The following is a 25,359-nucleotide window of genomic DNA, read 5'->3' as shown; positions in this document are numbered from 1 at the left end:
GTTTATAGTCATGCGTGGTTATTTACACAGTTAAGTTTGGAGTGGATTGTTGATTTGTCAAATTACAGATGAAAAATAAATAGACATGAGTCGTAAGTAATTGTAATTTATATTTTTTAACAATGCCTGTCATGCAGGTTGTCATGCAGGTTGGGGTTGGCGTGTCATGCAGGTTGTTTTTCGCCGGTTAGGCGAGCATTATGTTTCATGGATGGTTATGAGTAAATTTAAATTGCATTTATGGTTTGTTATTAATTTAAGCGCGTGTCTTTATTGTTATAACTTTCCTGAAACTAACAGCCAACTTATTCAGCTTGTTTTCTTTTTATCTCCTCTTATATTAATGACAAAAAAGGAGATTAAATATGAATACGCAGAACGTTCAATTCCTAGATATATGGTATTTATCGTTTTAGGAGCCATTTTAGCTTGGGTATTCTACTTGTTTAACAAGTCTAGAAATCTACATGTTGAAACTTTAAATGAAATTGATATTTCCAATAATGGCTATTTATATTTAGCTGGGATTATAACTTTTGTATATTTATTTCGCTTGTTTGAAAAAGAGAAAATTGAAACATAATCGAGTAGCCGAGGGCGTTTCATCTAACAGATTATCCGTTTAGGTAATGCACTTTTTTCCATCCATCTCTGAGCTCAACGTACTCAATCACCCCAATTGGTAGTTTTTAACCATGTATTGGAATTTAACTTTTGTGCTCGTTTATTAAATTCATTTCGCGTTTTAGCGATTTTCAGTATGTCAGCGAAAAACATACCACAATTTTAATTTTTGGAGTTGAAAATATAAACAGAGGTATTTGATTAACTACAAACTGAAAAAATTACCCGTATGCTCAAACACTAAACTTTGTTTAAAATTTAATTTGTCGCCAAACATCAACATAAATAGTTCTTTTTGTTGTTGGTAGCTTTTGATTTTTTGATTAAAGCATTTCCCTGTATTATCTTTGCAGCCCAGCAATTCTGGGTGTTGTTGTAGTACTTCTATTTCGGTAACTAAATATTCTGGTTGGTATTTAGCAACTAACTCCCCCGCTTGTTTAACGTCTTGTTTGGCAACTAATAATAATAAGCTTTGCGCTTGCCATGCAGGTAGTTGTTGTAGTTTTACAAACCGCTGCCAATCGGGTTTAACCCCCATTACACTAACTGATTTACTTTGTTGGTACTTTAATAATCGCGCCAGTGATACTGGTTGCCCTTGTAAGTAAAAACTCGGCACTGAGTTAATTTGATACATGCTGACATAGTAATTATTTTGGTTAACTAAATCTTGCTGTAACTCACCGTCACATTCTGGTTTTTTACGCTGAGCGACTGAAGTCAAAATGGCTTCGCTGACAGGTCGCTCGCAATGAAAAAACTCATAGGTTCTTTGTTTACTCGCATTGCCTAAAATTGGTGCCCAAAATAGGTAAATATTGTACCCAACTAACTTATCTAGTCTGGGAATTGCTTTTATACAGTAAGGACAAAATGGATCTTTAAATATAAGTAAATTGGGGCGGTCAGCACGCCAGCCATTGAGTAAAAATGCTTGTTGCTCAATCGAATCTGGAATCGGCTTAACCGTTAGTGTTTGCGATGGCACAGCAAAAGTTTTGCTCAAGCAAAACATAAATAAACCAACCAAAGTGAGTTTAAGAAAATGGCCGATATTAAAATTCATAGCCATTATAAATGGTTACTGAGCCTGTGAATTATTGTGTTGCATTTTCTGCAATGCAATAGGCAATACCAGCTCATTATATTCCGTTAGCTTTTGGCTAATTTGTTGTTCAATTTCCTGTTTTTTGGTTTTATCTCTGAGGTTGTCATTTAAATCTGCCATTAAATTTTCAATCTCAGTTTGTTTATCTGCGACCATTTGTATTTGTGTTGCTAACGCTTCGGCTGTATCCAATGTATTAGCCTGATCTAATATTTCCGCAGGCGTTTTTTCGCTAGCAGTATTATTCATTGTTTTAGCAACCGAAGTTGGCTGCTGAGTTTCAACCGCTTTCGTTTTGATTAAGCCAGGTAATTGCACTGCTGCTTGCTGTTCTGGCCAAAGCTGATACAACAAAACAGCAACACAAGCGCTTATTACAACTACTAACATTGATTTGAGTTGTTTCATCTTAGTTGTCCTTTCAATCTAACTTAATAAACCTAACCTAATAAATCTAAACTAATCATCACTCTGCCGTGGTAAATGTTCGAGTACCGCCATAGCGGGTATTACCCACGAGATCAGGTACGTTATAGTATAGTTCAAGTGTGTATTGAGTGGCGGCATCTAAATCATCCGTTGGATTAATGGTAATTTGGTTACCATCTACTGTGTAACTAACGGCAATAGTTGTTGAGCCATTTTTCAATACAGGTGCGGCACGTAAATCTAAAGTTTCGTCATAAACTAATACAAGATTACTGGTGACATCTACGCCTGTACTATTATGTTCAGGTGTAATAGTTTGTAGTGCTGGGCCACTGGTATCGTTACCAGTATTTGCATAAGTGGTGAAACTAACCGTGTAATCAGTTAACTGATTACCTGCATAATCACACACATCGGTTAACGCTAATGAATAACTAGTTTCGGTTGCAAAACCCGATGTTGCTTTAACCGTTAAAATATTACGTGGGTTATTTAAACTAATTGAGCTTGGTACATCCACCCCCGAACTGGTTAGCTCAACGCCATTGGCCAAAATACATACACCACTTAGCGGTTCGCTCATTTCAAGCACTACTTGACCATTAACTGGCATATCGGCTTCACCCGTTGAAATATTACTGCGGCTTACACTAGGTGCGGTTTCATCGGCTTCGGTAACATTGCCAGTGACAAAATACTTATAGTTATTTTGTGCAATATGGTTACCCGCTAAATCGGTCAAATACGGGCTGTAACCCACATAAAAATAATAGGTATGTTCTGCGGTTAATAACGCATCAGGTGTTAAAGTTAGGGTTAATCCGTCCGAGGTTAAATCCCAACTACTCGGCACAGTCACCCTATCCGTATTGTCATATAAGTAGAAAGTATTACCATCAATGGTAGTTTTATCCACCCGCTCAGCAAAGTGGATCTGCAATAGCGGATTCAACGCCACGCCTTGAGTATTGTTATTAGGAATGCTCCAATGTGCGACACCACTGGTATAAAAATCAGCAGTATCACTGGTGGTGAAATTAATCACTAAGTCTTCCGCCATAGCATGACCACTAATATCTTCCAGCCCAGTTATGGTTAAACGATAATCGGTATCAGCAGCCAACAATTGTTTTGGCACTATGGTTAATAACATACGGCCACGTGATAGTGATAAATTGACTGGCACCTCCACTCCCTGTGCCGTTTTCAAACTCACACCGTTATCCACTAACGGATTTAATGGTTCACTAAAGCGAACGTTAAATCTTAGGTTAACAGGAATACCCGTTTCACCATCTGTCACACTAGTGCTTGATACTGTTGGTGCGACTTCATCGGCTACGCTACCTGTGGTGAAGTAACGATAATGGTTGCCTAGTGTATTACCGCTTAAATCGCGCATGTAATAAGCGTAAACATAATATTGGCTGGCCATATCTAATGCTTCATCTGGCACTGTGGTTAAGCGTTTGCCATCCGCCGATAATTGCGAACTAGAAGCGATTGTTTCACGCGTGGTATTGTTATACATGTAAACCCCAGAGCTGGTCACACTAACAGGGTCAATTGGTTCGTTAAATATCCACTCAATCACAGGATTCAACGCCACATTTTGCTGATTATTACTGTAAGCCACATCTAATAATTGTGGTCTAACAAAGTCAGGACCATTTAGAGTGGTAAAGGTAGTTGAATCAGCCACCACCTGATTTTCAGCCATATCTAACATGCCAGCAAAGTTTTCAGTATGTTCAGTTTCAGCTGCCAGTGGTGATAATTTACGATAAATTACAACTTGATTATTTTCACTAAATTGCACACTGGTATTTTCACCATCAGCATAATCAAATGTTAGTGGATTCATTGGTTCATCAAAGCGTACTGAGAACAAGGCATTAATACCAACGCCAGTTTCTTGATCAGGCGGATTAATTGCTGTAATCATAGGTTGCCTATCATCAACCACAGCATCAACACCTGTATTAAAGTAGGTAGCATAATTAGTGCGTAAGTTGTCACCATCCGTATCTTTAATCGCATTTGAATACCAAATGTAATATTGATTTTCAGCCACTAGCTCAGCATCTGGGGTAACTCGAATAATCGTACCGCTGGCATCTAACTCTGCCGAGCTAGAAAGAATCGACCAATTATCAGTCACATTATATAAAATGATGGTCTCTGCATTAAATGTGCTGCTGTCTAACGGCTCAGTAAACTGCGCAGTTAACACCGCATTTAATGGTACACCTGAAGTACCATTAACTGGATGATAAGCAACTGCGGTTGGTTGAGCACCAACGCCATCAGTTGCCACACTAGTATTTACATAGCTATTATAGGTTTGTAATGCATTACCTGAGTTATCCACCACAGAAGTATCTAGGTGTAAGCTAATACGGCTTGAATCTGGGAAATTGCCCTCTTCAGGGGTAACACGAATAGTGCGACCATCGCCAACTAATGCCACATCAACCGCAATTACAACACCATCATCAGTTACTTTTATCGCCTCCGAAAGACTAGCGAGGTCAAGTGGCTCAGAGGCATATAAAATAATCTCAGATAAATCAATCCAGTTAGAACTACCATTGGTTGGTATCTGTGACACTATACTTGGTCGCGAATTATCATCGCTAATTGTACCTGTGGTAAATGAGTTGATATAAGGTGAAATAGCATTACCAGCTAAATCCTGCACATTTTCAGTCACAATTAAACTGACTAAGCTTGAATGTGGTAATGAAGCTGAAACGGTGACATTACGGCCATCAGCTGAACGGAACAGATTCGGTGAAATCACACTACCATTCGCGTATAACGCTATGTTTTTATTGGTAATGGTATTGGCTTGCATTGGTTCGCTAAAGGTTAATACCACACTGTGTGAAGGATTAACATCAAGGCTATCAGCCGCAGGTGAAATTGCAGTCACTGTAGGTGCAACCGAATCGGCCGCTTCTTGAGTATTAAAATAGCGTGTACCTAAATAACGCACATTGCCCGCCAAATCCGGTACGTTGTAATACAACTCTATACTGTAACGTGTATTGCCAGCTAAATTAATTGCAGGGGTAAAACTAATAATATTATCAATGACTGTGTATTGACCTGGTACAGTAATACCACCACCTGTAATTGGCGGTTTACTGCGAGCATCAACCGATTCATCAAAGGTCATCACTATTTCATCAAGATCAACTGCAACTTCAGTTGCCTGATGAGTAGGCGAAATTGTCGATAAATTAGGCCCTGTGCTGTCAACTTCAGTAGAAGCTAAAGTGGTAAAGTTAACTAAAGTTTGGCTCAACTCATTACCAGAATAATCGCATAAACCATTTACCACTAATTGATATTCAGTCGATGGTGATAAGTTTTGTTGGCCTGTAATTGTCAAGGTTCTTCTATCATTTTCCATATTCACGTTAATCGCCACTGCTTCACCTGAGCTAGTTAAGCTAAACGCAGGTGCAATCACGCAGGTATCGCTAATAGCTTCGGATAATCTAATCACCACCCGACCATTAACAGGAACATCTAGATCACCTTCCACCACACTAATTTGATCAACTGCTGGCGCGGTTTCATCAGCACTTTCGCCCGTATAGAAATAGTGGTAATTATTTTGAGCAATGAGATTACCCGCATAATCAGTTAAGTAAGGACTATAACCAACATATAAATAATGTAAGTGGTTTGCTCTTAAATTTGCATCTGGAATAAATCTTAAGGTTTTACCATCGTCTGATAAGTTCCAATCACCAGCCACTCTTATATTTGCGTTATTGTCATGCAAATAGAAGGTGCTCGCATCAATCGTTGCTTTATCAATCGGTTCGCCAAAGTGTACTTCAAGGTTTGGATTAAGAGATACGCCTTTAGTGTTATTTGGAATGCTCCAACGCACGACGCCAGATTTTGATAAATCAACCGTTTCGCCAGTAGTAAAGTTAAGCATCAAACTTTCAACTTGTTCGTTATTACTTAAATCAGATACCCCTTCAACCGTTAGTAAATAATCCTGCATTGGTGTTAATAACTGTTTCGGAATCACAGTCACTAATTGACGACTACGATTTAAACTAATTTGGCTCGGCACAACTTCACCAGCAGAATCAGTTAATTTAATACCTGATAAGTCGAGCGGGTTCAACATTTCATTGAATCGCACATTTAAACGAACATTAGTTGGCAAGCCTGTTTGGTTATCAATAATGCTGGCATTTAGCACAGCTGGACCCGTTACATCCGTTTCAAACCCAGTTGTGAAATAACGATAATGATTACCTAAATTATTACCCGCTAAATCGCGCATGTAATAAGCGTAAATATAATATTGGCGACCCGTTAACAGTGGTTGGTCTGGCATTAAAATCAGACGTTTACCATCAGCAGTTAATTCATAGCTGCTCGCAATGGTAACCCTTGCAACATTGTCGTAAATATACACACCTGAGCTAGTCACACTAATTGGATCAATCGGCTCATTAAAGGTCCATTCAAATACACTGTTCAGTGCAATATTTTGTTGATTATTAAACACTGATACATCAAGCACATCAGGTTGATTAAAATCAGGACCCTTGGCTGTCATAAACTGAACTTGGCTGCCAACAGTTGCATTGCCTGCAAGGTCTGTCATTGCTGGGCTATTCAGTGTCACTTCAGTTTCTGCAGCAAGCGGCTGTAACATATTGTAACGTACAGTGCGATTATCTTCGGCAAACTGGATATTAATCGCGTTATCTACCGCAAACGTAATTGGATTAATTTGCTCGTTAAATCGTGTTGCAAACCAAGCATTTGTGCCAACATTGAGTTCACCATCAGGTGGACTCATTATTTCAACCGTTGGTTGAGTATCATCAGCAACCGAATCTGGATCGGTATAAAAATAAGTTGCCGAGTTACCTTGTAAATTATCGCCATCTGTATCCAGTAGTGCAGTTGAGAACCAGAGGTAATATTGGTTATCAACCACCAAACCTTCGTCTGCAACAACCTGCGCAATTCGGCCTGTTTCATCTAAGGTAATGGTTCTTGCCATTACGCTCCAATTATCAGTGACATTGTACAGAATGACACTTTCTTCGGTGAAGCTAGCAAGATCCATTTCTTCGCTAAAGCGAGTCAGTAAAATTGCATTGAGTGGTGTACCACTGCTATTAGCTGTTGGGAAGAAAGTTTCCACTCTAGGACGAATACCTAAACCATCATTACTATTTGAAGTATTAAAATAGCCATTGTAGTTATTGAGTGGATTATCCGATAAATCAGTAACCTCACTGCTCCAGTAAACTTGAATTAAGCCATCATCAACAAATGGGGTATCTTTGGTCACTCGAATGATGCGACCATCACCTAACAGATCAATCTCAACTTGCGCTAATACCCCATTTTCAGCCAAGTTAAATGTTCCTGCCAAACTGCTTTCATCTATCGCTTCACTGGTGTAGAAATAAATTTCATTAATATCGGTCCAACCATTTGAACCATTAACTGGCACTTGGGCAATAATACGAGGACGAGTGGTATCACTATCAGCCACTCCTGTGGTAAATGAACTCACCAATGGGGTAATTGCATTGCCTGCTAAATCTTGTATGCCATGAGTCATCACCACCGAAATAATTGCGTTATGCGGTAACGATGCAGATAAACTGACCTGACGACCATCAGCTGAGCGAGTAATGTTGCTATTTAACACGCTACCGTTGTGGAATAAGGCTAAGTTATCACTGTTGAGCGTGCTTAAATCAACTGGTTCATTAAAGCTCACTACCACAGTTTGCGCTGGATGAATATCAGTTGAAGTATCCGCAGGTGAAATCGCTAATACACTAGGTGAATCTGTATCTTCAACACTTTGAGTATCAAAATAACGAGTGCCACCATAACGAGTATTACCGACTAAATCAGGTACATTGTAATAAAGTTCAGTTGTAAAACGTGTACTGCCTGGTAGTAAAATATCAGGGGTAAAGGTAATGGTATTACCAACAACCTGATAACTACCAGGTACAGTAATGCCTGCGCCTTTAATTGGTGGTGCGGAACGCACATCGACAATTTCATCGTAAGTTAATACCACTTGAGTGGTTACACCCACATCTGTACTGGTATGAGTTGGCGTTATTTCAACTAAGCTCGGTCCTGAGTTATCTACATCTGTGGTATCTAATGTGGTAAAGCTAAGTTGATAACTTTCAGAAGCATTGCCTGCATAATCACATAAACCATTAATCGCTAAATTATACTCAGTTAAACCCGTTAAATTTTCAGTTGGGTTAATTGTGATAGTGCGGCGATCATTGGCTAAACTAGCTGTCATCTCAATTTCAGTTTCACCTGTCATTAAGCTCACCGCATCGGCAAGCGGACAACTATCACTAATAATTTGGTCCATATATATAATCAAGCGAGTATTAATTGGCACTTGGTCGTTACCTAAACCTAAATTACTGGCGGAAACACTAATAGTTTCGTTATCAAGGTCTCGACCCGTATAAAAATAATGATAATTATTTTGCGCAACCAAATTACCTGATAAATCAGTTAAGTACGGGCTATAACCAACATAAAAATAGAATAAATGATCTTCGCGTAGTGGTTCATTTGGAATAAAGGTCAGTCTTGTGCCATCTTGCGATAACACGCTTTGTCCCGCAATTGAACGATTAGCCGAACTGTCGTGCAAGTAAAAACTACTGCTGTTAATTGTGGTTGGATCAATTGCTTCAGATAAGTCGACCGTTAATAAAGGATTACGTGCAACATTTTTAGCATTATTTGGAATGCTCCAACGAATTGACGAACCTGTACTGGTGTCAGCTTCTTCGCCTGTTGTGAAATTAACTTCAACAGGGTTGGCTAATAAATTACCACTGAGATCCTGAACGCCATCAATCCATAAGGTATAACTTTCATTCGCAGTAAGTGTTTGTACTGGCGATAACACCACGCGCCGTCTGTCGTTACTTAATGAACGACTCACAGCCACGCTTGCACCAACCGAATCTAATAATTGAATATCAGTTAAATATAGAGCATTAATTGCTTCACTAAACCGTACAGCAGGCAATGCATTCACTGGAATGTTAGTCGCTTCATCAAGCATAGAAGTCGATACCACTTGCGGCCCTGCACCATCGGTATCAAATGAGGTATCAAACCAACGTGATGTACCAATAAACGGGTTGTTAAAGGTATCTTTAATCGCACTGGTTAGGTAAACGTAATGTCGACGACCAACTAATAGAGGCACATTTGGGATAAACGAAATTGCAGAGTTATTTTCAGCAATATCTAAAATGCCTCCAATGCGTTGACCGCTAGATTGGTCAACTACATACATGCTTTCTTCGGTAACCGAAACAGGATCTATTGGTTCGCTTAAAATAGCGGTAATTACCGCATTGACAGGAATATTGCTCGAACCATTAACAGGACTGATATCAATTAAACTCGGTCTATCTTCATCCACACAATTACCTGTCGTGAATGTTGACGTAAAAGTGGCAGCGAGTGGATTACCCGCTTCATCACGTACCCCACTGACTTCAACTGTGTAACTCGAGTTATCCGCTAATATCTCGGTTGGGTTAAATACTAGCTCAGTATTATTGGTCACCAAGCTTTGCGCACCAACTAAAACACTGGTGTCTTCTGCAATTAATTTAATGCTTTCATTGATTAAAGATTTACGTAATATCGCTTCATTAAATACCACGCTAATATTGGTATTTTCACAAATTTCTGTTGAGGCATCGGCAGGTGAAACCGAACTTACCTCTGGCGGGGTAACATCTGGGTTAAGTGGATCTGTACCCGCGCTGACTTCATCACCATCTGACAAACCATCATCATCTGAATCGGTATCAAGTGGATCAGTGCCTAGTTCAACTTCAATGCCATCTAATAAACCATCTTTATCTGTATCTGGATCTTCAGGATCTGTATTAAAAGTGAAAACTTCTTCGTTATCGCCTAAGCCATCATTATCTTCATCCGGTTCAACCGTTAATAACGCAATATCATCACCAATGTTGTTACCAAAATCTATGCCTTCAACCAAAATATTCATGCTAGTAATACCAGCGGGAACAGTAATGGGGACTTCGTAAGGGCGAGTAGTATCTGACGCGACTATGGTGCCATTTACTCTAACTTGCACAGTGGCAACAGCAATATCATCACTGGCTTCTGCTCGAACTAAAATGCGGCTGCCTTCTACCACAACATCACCGTCAGGTGGTGACAGTATTGAAACGCTTGGTGGTACGCCTTGGTTATCGTTTAAAATTCGATATTGTGAAATGTATAACCGATTGCTCGCGGTTGAATAAACAAAACCCGCATCAATTGATAACGAATTCGCATCGCGATCACCAAACTGGCGAATATCAATAATGCCTTGGAAAATTGAATTTTCAGGATCTACGATATTAACGAAAGGCACGGCATTAACAAATAAAATATCGCTAAAAAAAGCAAAACCATTAGTTAACTCAACATCTGATGGATAAAAGCGAGTATCGCCACCAACAATGGTTGGTCGCATTGGATCACTGATATTAATTACTTTGTAACCACAGGTATAACAAGCAACATAAGCATAATCGCCGTCCATCACCACAGCACGAATATTACCAATATTAATACTGCCTAACCGCATGGGTGAGGTTAAGTCACTAATATCTAATACAATCACAGCTGAACTATTAGCGACAACCGCTCTATCGTTTGAAACATCAACACTAATAATACGGCCTAAATTATCAAATTTAGCGACGCTGAATGGCGCGCTCACATCTTCAACATTAATAATCTCAAAGCCGCCATTATCATTAGCAACAAAGATATGGTTATTCTGCGCAGCTAGGTCTACCGCTGTGCCATTCGTGACTATATTGCTAACTAAGCTGGGTTGGTTTACATCACTAACATTAATAATATCTAAACCATTATTAGCAACAGCAACAAACGCATAAGCGCCAACCACTTTAACATCACGCGCTGTGCCACTGGTTGCTAACGTTGTAATTACCTCTGGATTTTGCTTATCGCTGGTATCCACTATATGTAAACCAGAGCCACCTGCAGCGATATATACATAGTTTCCCTGTACATCATTATCGTAAGCGGTACCACTAAAGGATAATGACGAAATACCCGCTGGTTGGAAACTCTCAACGGTTACAGGTACTTCGGCTGATAATTCAAATAAACTCACAGTTACTATCGCATTACCTTCTGCGCTACCAAATATTTGGCCGTCAGTTAAACCAAAGCTAACAGTGGCTAAATCACTTGATTGATAATTAGTACCGTTTGATTTTGCAGTAACATCTAATGTGGTGTTATCAATTAAGGTTGCGGTTACGGTCAATTGAGTGCTGACTTCACTGTCGATGCCATTAAACGTCATCACTACGCTGGCAGGTGAAACACTAATTGCGCTCACCGCATTTTCATAATCGGCATCAGCACTATCATTTGGCGAAGAACCTAAAGTAACTTCAATAAAATCAGATAAACCATCACCGTCGGAATCGGCAAGTAATGCATTGGTAATAAAACCATCCTGACCAGACTGAATTTCTTCACCATCTTGAATACCATCGCCGTCGGTATCGGCTGAATTTAAGTCAGTACCAGAAAGGTATTCATCTAACGCACTTAAACCGTCGTTATCTCTATCTTCAAATGCATCGGCTGGGTCATTTGGATCTAAACCATTCGCGGTTTCATAATCATCAGGCAAACCATCTCCATCTTGGTCGCCAGTAAAACTCACTCGAACTAAACGAGTCGCAACTTGGCCATCTTTACTAGCGGTAATTAATGCATTACCACTTCCCACCGCAGAAATTAAACCGTTGGCGTTAACATTCGCAATCGCTGCGTTAGAACTGGTGTAATTAATACCTGAAGTAGAAGGGGTTACATTATCTATCATGCCATTGGGATATTCGGCGGTTACATCCAGTTGATAAGTTTGGCCTAACGCGGTTAAGTTGATTTGAATTGTGGTTAAAAAACTAATGCGAACAGGCACAGGCTCTTGTTCAACAAACTGAATTTCACCAACTCGAGTAATGCCATTCGTAAGTAAATTAAAATACCCCGACTGCCCAGATGAAGTCGCTCCATCTTCACCCTCACAAGTTGCACGCGCTCTCACCGCACCTTGATTTGAAGGAACATTTGGCAGTGACCAGCCACCATTTTCTGCTACCTGTATGGTTCTATTTAAAATATTGACCACACAGTTTTCATCCAGCTCTTCAGCTTTAGCTGAAGATGCCAAAGCACCGCTTAAAAAGCAGGTTGCTAGCAGTATTCGTCCAGTCTGGATAAAGTTTTTCATTAGCTGACACCATAGTTTTAGGTTACATTCAACTTCAACCACTCTGCAATTTCGTTTTTAATTCTGATATTACGCTGAACATTACCAAAACAAATATCAGAATCGACAATCGCCTTTTGTTTATCTTTCACATGCAAGTAAACTGCACCACCCTTGGCATACCTGCCCCCCTTGCCATAAACCATTTCCACTTGGCTAACATCTTTTAATGCAAACCAATCTTCCGATTTCATCCATAAAAATCGGTTATGAATCACAACCGAATGACTACGCTTGTCAAAAATCACTTTGCGGCTTCTTTGTATTGCCAACACCACTAAACAAACGCCATTAAAAATTAAATAATCGGCTAGTTTTAAACTTTCTTCTTTGGTTGCGGCGGCTAGCCAAAACGCCACTAAAAAAGCCGCAACCACCAATGCGATACATTTTGGAAAGGCGGAAATGACCAATTTATCGTCTGATTGATATAAAATTTTTGCCATACTTAATTAGCCAACTCAGCATCTAATCGCTGTTTCAATTTTTGGAAAAACACCGCATTCATATACGCCTGATCAATTCGCCAATATCCGTTTTCTAATTCAAATGGTAGCAAGTGATATTCGTTATCAATCTGCACCCCAACCAACACGTATTGTCCAATTAAAATGTAATCTTTAAGTCGCACAGACGATTGTTTAGTTACGGTTGCACGCCAGTAGTTATAAACTCGACGGGCTTTTTTAAGCTCTGTTTTCTGCTGCCAATCTACTTGAGTATTTTGGTTCCAATTACTTAACCACCAATCAAAATTATCTTTGCGTAACGCCGAAATAAATTGGATTAATTGACGATCTGCACCTTCATTTGCATCTCGTCTTTGCTCATAAAATTGTTTAATCAAAGCGTCTTTGTATTGCATACGATGATATTTATAATGTTCAACTAGGGTAAATGAGCGTTCGCCTTGCTCTTCAAAACGACTAGTAGCAGCCGACACCACCAAAGGAAAGCTAACTAATAAGGTTATAAACAGGCGAACCCTGTTACGCATAAATTTACTCATACACTATCTCCTTTTTATCCAAGCCTTTTATCCATGGGCTATAGCGTAATAATGGTGCGCGACGTAAATCTAAACTAACCAACCATTCTTGTTTTGCCTGTTCAAACACCACAGGTAAATCAATCGGACCAGGTTTGCCGTTTGGCGCAGCAACGTTATAAATAATGATGGTATGTTCAGGTAACACGATTTTTTGTTTATAGGTGATTTTTCGACCGACGAATTGTTTCTGCCAAGTATCTAACCAGTAAGTTTGGTCTAACCCTTTGTTGGCATAATAATTCAGCGCTAATTGTTTCGAGTCGACTTCCCAAGTATCTAACCACCACTGATAATCAAGGGACGCAATTGCTGACATTCGAGCAACAAAGGCTTCTTCAGCAGAAGATAACGAAGCATATTTACGTTGTACCAAACGCACTTTTTCATACCCTTGTTTTGGCTGAAATAATTCATAATGAAAAACCTGCTCAACACTAATCACCCCCTCTTTAGCTTCACCAACGTCAAAGGTTGGCATCGCCCAAAAAGTTTGCTGAGCAGATAATGAGAAACTGAATAAGATTAAACAAATCACATTCAACCAAGCGTGCTTACTTTTTAGAGTCACTCTTTGCTCCTTAATTTGGTAACGGAATATCTATGGTGGCAATGCTGCCAGAATTAACCAATTGAATACTTGTACTGCCGCCTGTTTCAACCCATGAGCCTTCAGCCACGATTATGGTTGCTTCAGCAGAAACCCCGTTGTGGCCAATACCACCTGTGACTTTTTCACAATTCACTCCAGCTTGAATATTAATACCAGTTTTGATTTTACCTTCAATTCTAATGATGTCACATGGTCGTTTATCATTAGGTGGACCACATTCGGTTGGCGACGAACCTGGATTTGGCACGCTACCAAATGGACCACCACCAACACCTAAGTCGCCTTTGACTTCACCACCCCAACAGTTATCACCTTGGCATTCACGTTTAGTACGGTTAATGCTAAATTTTCCATCAAACCCGACTTCAAACCGAACACCGTAAGCAATACCAATTGAGCGGCCTAACACTTCAAATGTGTAGTCGCCAGACCAAGGTGGGATAGTTGGTGTCCATGCATAACTCCAACGAGGGAAAATAACCGTACCCTCGTCTTTTTCTTCACGGGTCATTTCGCCATTAAGTTGGGTACAACATACTTCTTTAACGCTGTTACTCAGTGATAACGCGATTTCTGGAATTTTTCGGTCAGCGCCTAAAAAGTCGAGCACCTTATTCACATCAGCAATAAAGTTTTTAACGCCGTTAAAGGTAATGGAAGTGCTGCTAATTTCGTTATCTGGTTTTTTAGTTTCTTTACCGTCTTCACAAACAATACATTTATCTTCAGGTGGCACATGGCCGTCTGGTTTAGGTTCTGGGCCATTTTCGCCGCAAGTAGTGCATAAACTTTCGTCTGAATTATCAACTACTTCGGTCACAGTGCCATTTTCACATGCCGGTGATTTACAATCGCCAGTCTCTTCATCCTCTGGTACATCAGCATCATCATTTACCCTTGCTAGTGAACCTTCCTGGCATTCTGGTTTTTTACAATCGCCTTCTTGATCCATCCCCGCCAATCTAGGATCACCTTCAGCAGGCACGCAGTTACATTCACCATCGCAATCCTGACAAATTGGGCAGTTATGCGCACAAGATTGACCACCTGGTTGCGAGCCACAATGCCAACCCGCTTTTATTACCCCAACCCCTGGATTAGAAACCACCACTGTGCCATCTTCACTGACAGTACCTAAACCAACTGCAACAAATTCTTCTAAATCATGGTCGAACGAGTACATTTCGACTTGAGCGCCCGCTTGATGGGCATCAACGTTCGGTAAAGTGAGTTTAGCTGGCGGATCAAATTTAGTGCCTGTTGGTTGAATGGTGACAATAAATTGAGGTTGCATACCGTTTGGCGGTGCCATAGGCACAGTACCAGCGTTAACCGGTGTAACCGAAATTAACCCTTGACGGCTACCATCAGGGAAAGTCACCGAGTCTTTTTTAATGTCTAATTTAAAACCAGGGAATTCATCTAGAGTTAAACTCACATCCTCATTACCTGCATAAACCGCATTTTCAGTATCGAGTTTCACCATATAAATAGGCGCAGATAATGGATTAGCGACCCCCGCAACAGTGACTAAATTGTAACCCAATGATGGAAATTCACCTTCAACAGTGGTGGTTGATCCATCTGCAATTAAATGCACAGGACCAACGGGCGCTTGGGTAATGACAAAACGACCATTTTCATTCGTCACCGCTTCACGAGTGCTATCTTCAACGCGAATCGTTACGTTTGGAATGGGTGTTTCTTGGTTATCTAATACCACGCCTGTAATTGTGGTCTGACCAGGATCAGCTGGCACAAACGCAGTTGCGCTGAAGCCTGCGGTTATAACCTGCCCTTCTGGCGCATCAATTAAAGTGGCGGTAATACGCTGGGCATCAATGCCTGTGAGCGTACCTAATTTATACGCAACAGAAGCGCGACCATCAGAATCAGTGAGTTTTTCAACTGTGGTGGTGCTATTTGTCGAAAACACACCATTACCTTTCGTCACGACAAATTTCACTCGCGCGTTTGAAACCACATTGGCGCCAGAATCAGTTACTACAACCACTAACGCTTCTGGTAATATATTCCCCACGGCACCGCGTTGATTATTGCCCGAATTAACACTAAGTTTGTTACCAATTTGACCATTTGCCGATGCGCTAAAAGTTACATTACCTGTATAACCCACCACAGCTGCGGTAACTTTATGGTTGTTCACTCCTGTTCTTGCACCTAGTTTAAATTGGGTTGATGCCATACCATTTTCGTCACTATCGACCACTACAGCACGGCCTTGATTTTCTGTACCAACGGCAACTGCACCAGAGCCTTGAGCAACCCTAAATACCACAGCGGCATCTTGCACAGGTTCGTTGTTGTCGTCTAACACTTGAACAACCAGAGGGTCATTCAAGGTATTGTTAATAATCGCGTCTTGACCATCGCCACTTTCCAGTTCAATGCGTTTACCTAGCAAGACTTGATAAACCAAATCAATTTCAACACTGCTGGTATTTCCAACCTGATCAGCACCACTAACCGTAATGGTGTTCGTACCCTCTTGTAAGCTGATATTAGTAGCCGAATAACTTCGATTTTGAATGCTGGCCGCTGTACCATTTACTGTTACATTCGCTTGGCTTTCTTCAATTGTGCCACGCACTATGTCATTTACTAACCCTGTCACCGTAATGCTGCTGGTGTAAACGGTTTGCTGATCTTGATGTGAATCTATGGTTAAGTAAGGCGGGGTTTTATCCAGTGAAACTGAAATTGTATCGGTTTGAATTTGAGTACCTCGAACCGCACGCGCTTCAATGGTATTTGAACCTTCTTTTAGGGCGACTTCGCCACTAAAATTACCATTGTCGTTAGTAATGTTAACGCCATTTAGACTAATAGTTGCATCTGATGACACACTACCAGCAACAGTAATCGGTGATGTACCAACAGTAATTAACGACTCTGGGGTTAAGATTTGCACCGCAACTTGGTCGACTTCATCAACATCAGGAATACCATTACCGTCATCGTCTTCATCCGCCATCATGCCTAAATCGATACAAGCTTGATCACAATCGTCTGGAATACCGTCTTTATCTGTATCGACTAAATCACCAATCGAAATCAATGGATAAGCATCATTAACATCAGCAATTTGGTCATTATCATCGTCAGTATCGGCGTTATTTCCTGTACCGTCCATGTCAGTATCAATTGATTCGTTTGGATCTAGTGGAAAAGCATCGTCTACATCAGCAACTTGGTCATTATCATCGTCAGTATCGGCGTTATTTCCTGTACCGTCCATATCGGTATCAACCGATTCGTTTGGATCTAGTGGAAAAGCATCATCTACATCGGCGACTTGGTCATTATCATCATCAGTATCTGCATTATTACCTGTACCATCCATATCGGTATCAACCGATTCGTTTGGATCAAGTGGAAAAGCATCGTCTACATCAGCAACTTGGTCGTTATCATCGTCGGTATCGGCGTTATTACCTGTACCATCCATGTCAGTATCAATTGATTCGTTTGGATCAAGCGGAAAAGCATCATCTACATCGGCGACTTGGTCGTTATCATCGTCGGTATCGGCGTTATTTCCTGTACCGTCCATATCGGTATCAACCGATTCGTTTGGATCTAGAGGAAAAGCATCGACTACATCGGCAATTTGGTCATTATCATCATCAGTATCTGCATTATTACCTGTACCATCCATATCGGTATCAACCGATTCATTTGCATCTAGCGGAAAGGCGTCATCAACATCAGCGACTTGGTCGTTATCATCGTCAGTATCGGCATTATTACCTGTGCCATCCATATCGGTATCAACTGATTCGTTTGGATCAAGTGGAAAAGCATCGTCTACATCGGCGACTTGGTCGTTATCATCGTCTGTATCAGCGTTATTCCCTGTACCGTCCATATCGGTGTCAATAGATTCGTTTGGATCAAGTGGAAAAGCATCATCTACATCGGCGACTTGGTCGTTATCATCGTCGGTATCAGCATTATTACCTTTACCGTCCATATCGGTATCAACCGATTCGTTTGGATCAAACGGAAAAGCATCGACCACATCTAATACACCATCATTATCAAAATCTTGATTTTCACCGCCAATTTTCACCAAGTTTTCGTCTTGCACTATCACTTCGATTGTCGCGGTTAATAAGTTCGCATCTTGGCTATTTACAAAAGCTTCAAAGTTTTGCTGATTCACCGAATCCACCACCAAGACTAATGTATCTGCTACCCCATTGGGTAAATCATAATTAGCGTCATCAACCACTAATTTGATTAACGCTGATAATTTGAGTTTATCGGTTACATTTTGTTGGCTGAGTAATTGGTTTAACTGAGTTTCTGTTGTTACGTCTTCCCCTTGATTTGCACGTTGTAATAAAGCTGCTTCTGCCGTGGTCACATTGGTGATATTAATAGAGAAATTTTCTTCTTCAGTTAAAATGCCATCTTCACCCGCTTGAGTGCTTAGTGTATTAAATGCAGGTAATTGCGAAACGAATACAACACCTGGATGCGTAGTTGGATTACCTTCAGCAACCAGTTTAACCAGCTTGTTAACATTGGCTTGATCAACTTCTAATAAAATAGAATAGCTACCATCGCTACCCGTTTGCACCTCAAACGTATCAGTGCCTATGGTAATTTTAACTAACGCGTTTGGTAGCGGTTGGTCGGTTACCATGCCCATTAACGTTAAAGAACTGGTAATGCGTTTAACGGTAAATGAGTGACTATCACTTGCTGTAGCGCCATTATTATCGGTAACTGTTACCGAGACGATGACATCCGTATCAGCAGTAATATCTTCCGTATTTATGATTAATGAGCTAGCCGTGTTAGCCCCTAAAGTAACCCCGCTGCCACTTTGCAGTGACCATTGATAACTGCTAATTGTGCCATCCGTATCGAGCGCGTTTGCTTGCAAGGTTAACGAGTCACCTTCGGTAACTTGTGCATTACCCGTTATCGAGACGCTAGGTGATTGATTGGTGGAACTTTCAGGGTCATTGTCATTTTTACTACAGGCGGGTAACAGCAGAGTGGTTACAAGTAAACACCCTTGAAGCCAGCGTTGATAGTTTTTTCCGCACAACATCACGCACTCCAACATTAGTTATGGCTGCAAGCAACCTTACAATGTGTTGAAACATGTATTGTTCAGCTGAATAAAACAATAAAACTCGGCAGAAGAGTTTTATTGTTTTATTTTAATGCCACAACATTACCAACTTCATGCAAACAATTTTAACAAAGGTAAATGACTTCACCTGAAGAATCATATTCCAGATTAATTTAGTGTTAGAACGAATTGATCAAAATTGAGAATGTAAAGTAAAAATGAAAACGCTCACAAGAAAATCAGTTCAAACAACTAAAGTTTATTAGCTAAAGTTATAGCCAAGTGATAAGTTCAATTCAACTTGCGAATGTATATTTTTTAAACAAAACTTACTGGTAAATTGGGGCGCTTATTTTAATCAAGCAAATGGTTGGCTGCGATGGCATTAATCCTTGTGAAACAGAGTTATAGATTAATTCTAAGGACTTTAGCGAGTATTACTTTGGTTTGTCTAATTTTACTTATACTGACTGAGTGGCATAATAATTCGGCAAGCTACCTTTACAAAGTTCCAAAAAAATCAGTTCAGACTGTGGAACTGATAGCACCAAGTTTTGTCGATATCACTTTGACCAGCGGTCTGACACATAGTCATATCCAACATACAGGAAAAATTAGCGATTTAATTGATTCTTTAGCTGCTGGCGCCTGCGCTGCTGACTTTGATCAAGACAACTGGATTGACTTAGTATTTGTCACTGGCGCAGGTCAAACTCGCTATTATGGTAAAAATGTTTGGTGGAACAAACACAACAGCATTCAAATTTATCGCAACCAGCAAGGTTATTTTGTTGCCCAAGAACAAACCATTAACAATCAGTTAGTCAGCCATGCCTGTGCGGTTGCCGATTTTAATTTGGACGGTTTACCAGACATAATCATTGCTACCCAACAGCAAGATCTGTTGTATCAAAACTTAGGCGATTTTAAATTCAAGCTGATTGAATCCTTTTCTAACTTGACGTCGGCGAATTGGACTTCACATATCAGTGTTGCTGATATCAATTTAGATGGTTTACCCGATATCCACCTCAGCCATTATCTTAAATATCAAAAAAACCAAAAAAATTTAGAAGAATCAGCAGGTTTTAGTGAGCAACACCACAGAGAGTTTCAACCTCAAGCTTATGATGGTATCAGCAATCAAGTATTATTGAATCAAGGAAACTGGCAATTTGAAGACATTAGCCAACAACTTGGCTTAGATAAAATTAGTGAACGCACTTTAGCTGCAATTTGGCTCGATTTAAATCAAGATGGTTGGCCTGATTTATTAGAGTTTAATAGTGCTGATCAAGCCATTCGTGGGTTTATTAACCAGGCATTAAATTTTAAACCACTCCCAACTAACTTTTTACCTGTAGTGGTAAACGATAGTCATTACGCTAGCGTCAACCAACAACTAAATGATCCATATGAGATACTGTTTATTAGCCGTAACAGTGGTAAAGCTAATTTAGCACTCGAGTTAAACCAAGCAAGTAAAAAAGATTTAAGTTGGGCGCTAAACCTCAATCAATATAACAATATTTATCAAAGTCGCTGGGGACATAACTTTGCAGATTTAACCAATAATGGTTATAGCGAACTGGTTGTGACTTCGGGCAGTTTATTGCCAGATCCATTTACCAAGCAAATGGGTTTAGGGGCAAATAATTTATGTATGCAATTAAGCCAAAGCAGCTCGCAAGCTTGGCAATACAAAGCAATAGATTGTTTACCCAGTTATACCGATTCCAGCCGCTCAGTGATTCGGCTCGATGTAAACAACGATGGCTTGCAAGATTTATTAATTACCAATAACAATAACTTTCCGCGATTATTACTAAACACTACATCGACCTATTCTCGCAAGTTAGATCCCCAGCCCCCCGTTTTACTAGATCAGCCAAGCCAACTCAGACAAGCCAGTCCTTCAACAAACCACTGGATTAGCTTAAGCATGGCTGATAATAGCCAAATATCGTCGCTCAAAGTTAATGGCAAAAACATAAATAACAGCCAGCTATCACGTCAAGCTTTGTATGGTCAACACGATCCCAGAGTACATTTGGGTTTAGCCAATCAGTCCCAAATAACCATTACCACCGAAGTGACTAAGACAGAAATAGCCAAGAATAATAATAGAAAAAAACTATCAAAAATAAGCTACACAGAAACTTTAGCTGCAAACCAATTTTACCAATGGCAGAACAATCAGTGGCTAGTCACGAATTCCAAAGCGGAGTCTTTTAAAGCGTCAACTAGTGTCAGTAACGCAGCAATAGACTCACCACCAGCCATATTAGATTTAGCCAATTTCTTACGCCGAAATGCTGACAAGCCAATTCACTACAACCAGTTGGAACAATTGAAACAAGCGAGTTTAACCACCAATCAAACTGAACTAGTGAATCTAGTCAATTCAACCAGTCAACCAACATTATTACCACTTTATTTATATTGGCTTAAAACTGCGGGTACAGATTTAAAACTCGCCGCGGCGAATGCGATTAAGCAGTTAGAACTAGAACAAAGTACTGGTTATTTATTAGCTTTTCTTAAATCGAGTGACAGGAATACTTTTTGTGTAACAGCTGATATTTTTGCGCATTGGTTTAGTCAAGAAGAAGCTGTTGTTCGCAGTAAAAGTAAAGCCTTACCTTTGTTATTTAAACAAATTCAAAATAATGACCACCAAATTGTAAGCTGTGCCGCAAATGCATTGGCCGAAGCTGAACACCATAATGCTTCAAGTGTTATTATTGATGCGTTTACTCAAGTGCCTAAACCAAGCCGATCACATTTACTCAATGCATTAGGCAAAATCAGACAAACCGAAGCCATTCCACTATTAACCCAACGATTAGCCAACAGTGATGAGATTGACGAAATACAACAAGCTATCATTGCGCTGACTCGGCTGAATGTCGACGTATCAGAACAAATAAATGAGCTAACCCAACAAAAAAACAACTGGGTATTTTTATCATTAGCTTTGTTTCATCAAGCCAGAGACAATATTGTGTTAGAGCAACAACAAGTTAATTTTTTGCTCACCCATTGGCTAGCAACATTTCAGTTGTCCTTTGCTGACATGTCAAACGAGCAACAGCAAATCCGTTATTTAACCGCAGCGCATCATCACGACTTATCTATTGATTCTTTATATCAATTAATCGTTAACCCGCCTTCGGCAGAATTAAAAATAGCAGCATTAGGTTTGGCTTTAGCCAAACCACACCTGATTAATCAAAAACACAAAAAAGCGACATTGCTACATATTCTTGAGCTCAATTTAACGTCACAACAATATCTTTTAGTCATACAAAACTGGCAAGCTGAGTTATTAACCATTTCACCGTCAAAATTAATCGCAGCGCAACTGCAAAATTTCATCTCTTGGTTTGCGTTATTAAGCAGTCAGCAACAAGTTGAATTATTAGCAAACGAGCAAGCATTAAATCATTTAACCTTGTCAGCGACACAACTACACAACTTTTTAGTTCACTGCTTTGATCAGGCAAAAGCGGTTGTTAAACATAAACCAGCAAGCCCAGATAATGTGTTGTCTTTATGCCATCTGGTTGCAGTTTCTAACTTAGTAAGCAAAAACCAAGCAAATCAATTGAGTACGGGGTTTAAGTTACTCGCCGAGAGCCAAGCACAAAATTTATTAGCCTTGTCCCATTTACCACAGCGTATAAAACAAACACTCGCCTTTCAGCGGTTATCAGCCCTATTCATGGCGTCGCCCAAAATTACCTCAGATATAAAACAACAATGGGCATTGCAGCAGTATAAATCAGATAAATTTAGTGCCAGTTGGTTGTTACAACAAATAAGCTCAGGTAACAGTGAAGTATTAACCAATTTAATCACAGTTGGCGACTATGCTTGGTTAGCCTCCGCCATGGATATTAATAAAATATTAGTCGATAAAAACATTACTGAAGATACCCGGGAAAAACTAAAAAGCTATCAATTACAAAGGGGTGTGCAATGAATAAAGCGACTCGATTAGAAGCGTACCTTTTGGCTTGGCTAATCGCGTTATTTTGCGCCTTAGCAATAACTGGTTTTTGTAGTTATTTATTCAGCCAAGGTATGGTAAGCCAGATGACTAGCTTATTACATTTGGCTTTTGGCTGTTTATGGGCGCTGTTGATTGTGCCTTATAGCTTTATGCATATTAAAAGAATTATCGGAGTTCGCCGGTTATTGGTTTTTATCTCTGGAGTTGTCAGTTTAGTGGTGATTTTCGGCTTGGTTTACTCAGGATTAGAGCTCATTTATTTTGGTCAACGCCAAGACAATCAAACCACTTATTCACTACATTTTTACAGCGCTGTCAGCATTATTTTAGCCATTATATTACATTTATTTTTACATTTTTTTAGCCACAAAAATTCGACTAAAAAAGCCTTTCAAACCAGCCAGTATTTAGCCAAAACAATCAGCCTAGTTTTTTTATCGGCTACGCTTTTTACCCTTGGTTTATGGATTACCGAAGAGCAAACTCAGCAAGCTTATAACACTAAGCCGATTGTAGAAAATTACCAGTACAATTACGGCCCGCATCCGTTTCGTCCGAGCCAAACAGAAACGCTTAACAATATATTTATCGATGAAAAAGCGTTAGCCACAACAGATAAGTGTGCCAACTGCCATATAGACATCGCCAAACAGTGGTATCGCTCAGCCCATAGACAAGCAGCATCGGACAAAACTTATGTTACCAATGTCAGTTTGTTAGCCAATAATAAAGGTATAGCCGCGACCCGATATTGCGAAGGCTGTCATGCACCTATTGCTTTATTAACGGGACAATTATCAGAAGGCGGCAAACACGCAGGTATAGAGGGCAGTACAGCTAACTTAGAAGGTGTAAACTGCCAATCTTGCCATGGTATTAATAAAATCGTGCATAATAAAGGAGTTGCCAGTTACCAATTCCAAGTGAATCAAGCTTACATTTTTGAAACCGCAGATAGTCCAATATTACAAAAACTAAACCGATTAGCGATGCAATTTAATCCAGCCCAACATAAACAAGATATGGCCCCTGATTTATTATCAACCGCTGAATATTGCTCGGTTTGCCATAGCCAGTTTATTGATAAAGAGCTCAACGGCTGGGCTTGGATAAAAATGCAAGACGAATATGCAGCATGGTTAGATAGCCCTTATTCTGGTAACAACGATCCTAAATTTAGCCACACCAACAAACAACGCTGCCAAGATTGCCATATGCCCTTAGTTAAAAGTAATGATCCGTCGGCATCACCTGGAGGTTACATTCGCAGCCACGAGTTTTTTGCCGCCAATAGTATGCTCACCACACTCAACCAAGATCATGACGGCCAACAAAAAATCGCTCAATTTATGCAGTCAAACAAAGTTAGAATCAGTATTGAACCGCCGCATAGAAAAGACGCAACCATTAATAAAATGCCATTAAATGAGCAATTACGCAGCTCAGCAATTCAGCCCTATTATTATTACAAAGGTGAAACAGCTAACATCAAAATAGTTGCTGCCAATATAGGAGTTGGCCACAATTTCCCAGCTGGCACAATTGATATCAATCAAGCTTGGATTGCAGTACAAGTGCTGGATGCCGAAGGCGAAAGTATTTTTAATTCAGGTTATGTTGACGACCAAGATTATTTAGAGCCAGATACTTATCAATACCGCTCTTTACCGATTGATAGAAAAGGGGAATTTGTTTGGCGACACGATTTATTCAACATGGTTGGTAAAGCTTCAGTAAACGTGATTCGCGCAGGTGAATCAGATGTGATTGATTACCAATTTAAAATTCCGTATTGGGCAAAAAGCCCAATTTCAATCAGTGCCCAAATCAAATACCGCAAACTGAATACTCGCTATGCAAAATGGGCGTTGAAAGAACAGTATCAAGCATTACCCATTATGGAATTATCAAGAACCCATTTAGCTGTGCCGTTAAGAGATAAATTAGAGACAATTGATAATTTGGATTGAGAATATTTAAAGGCTGGAATGAAAGACCACA

10 protein-coding genes are annotated in these 25,359 nt (G+C 40.0%); 3 read left to right on the top strand and 7 right to left on the bottom strand.

What is annotated here, in order from left to right; genetic code table 11:
* Positions 1-217: 217 nt before the first annotated feature.
* On the top strand, positions 218-583 hold the full coding sequence (locus XM47_RS10800; RefSeq protein WP_149865497.1) for a hypothetical protein: 366 nt from the start codon (positions 218-220) through the stop codon (positions 581-583).
* Between the two features lie 246 nt (positions 584-829).
* Here XM47_RS10800 and XM47_RS10795 read toward each other — a convergent pair whose 3' ends face one another.
* The 7 genes from XM47_RS10795 to XM47_RS18720 are packed head-to-tail and all read right to left on the bottom strand — an operon-like array spanning position 830 to position 19,319.
* Positions 830-1,693, bottom strand: a complete 864-nt coding sequence (locus tag XM47_RS10795) for a thioredoxin fold domain-containing protein (protein ID WP_216595983.1) — start codon at positions 1,691-1,693, stop codon at positions 830-832.
* A gap of 15 nt (positions 1,694-1,708) precedes the next feature.
* On the bottom strand, positions 1,709-2,143 hold the full coding sequence (locus XM47_RS10790; RefSeq protein WP_048692386.1) for a hypothetical protein: 435 nt from the start codon (positions 2,141-2,143) through the stop codon (positions 1,709-1,711).
* Positions 2,144-2,201: 58 nt separating this feature from the next.
* A complete protein-coding gene (locus XM47_RS10785; RefSeq protein ID WP_048692384.1) occupies positions 2,202-12,533 on the bottom strand; it encodes an Ig-like domain-containing protein in 10,332 nt (3,443 codons plus the stop codon).
* 17 nt (positions 12,534-12,550) lie between these two features.
* The gene (locus XM47_RS10780; RefSeq protein ID WP_048692383.1) at positions 12,551-13,018 is read right to left on the bottom strand and encodes a hypothetical protein; all 468 of its coding nucleotides are present in this window, start codon (positions 13,016-13,018) and stop codon (positions 12,551-12,553) included.
* 2 nt (positions 13,019-13,020) lie between these two features.
* Positions 13,021-13,581 (bottom strand): hypothetical protein, encoded by a 561-nt coding sequence (locus tag XM47_RS10775; protein ID WP_048692381.1) that lies wholly within the window; start codon positions 13,579-13,581, stop codon positions 13,021-13,023.
* A complete protein-coding gene (locus XM47_RS10770; RefSeq protein WP_245623453.1) occupies positions 13,574-14,191 on the bottom strand; it encodes a PTS sugar transporter subunit IIA in 618 nt (205 codons plus the stop codon). Before XM47_RS10770 ends, XM47_RS10775 begins: the two co-directional genes overlap by 8 nt.
* Before the next feature lie 10 nt (positions 14,192-14,201).
* Complete coding sequence (locus XM47_RS18720; protein ID WP_053084546.1) at positions 14,202-19,319, bottom strand: carboxypeptidase regulatory-like domain-containing protein; 5,118 nt, start codon at positions 19,317-19,319, stop codon at positions 14,202-14,204.
* Positions 19,320-19,875: 556 nt separating this feature from the next.
* On the opposite strand from XM47_RS18720, the gene XM47_RS10760 reads away from it, so the two are divergent.
* The gene (locus XM47_RS10760) at positions 19,876-23,328 is read left to right on the top strand and encodes an FG-GAP repeat domain-containing protein (protein ID WP_172656524.1); all 3,453 of its coding nucleotides are present in this window, start codon (positions 19,876-19,878) and stop codon (positions 23,326-23,328) included.
* On the top strand, positions 23,325-25,328 hold the full coding sequence (locus XM47_RS10755) for a multiheme c-type cytochrome (protein WP_048692378.1): 2,004 nt from the start codon (positions 23,325-23,327) through the stop codon (positions 25,326-25,328). The genes XM47_RS10760 and XM47_RS10755 overlap by 4 nt, the downstream gene beginning before the upstream one ends.
* The last annotated feature ends 31 nt before the right edge of the window (positions 25,329-25,359 follow it).

The sequence above is a fragment of the Catenovulum maritimum genome (genome assembly GCF_001050375.1).
GTDB lineage: Bacteria > Pseudomonadota > Gammaproteobacteria > Enterobacterales > Alteromonadaceae > Catenovulum > Catenovulum maritimum.
The sequence above is the reverse complement of the archived record's forward strand: the minus strand, read 5'-3'. Positions and strand labels throughout refer to the sequence as shown.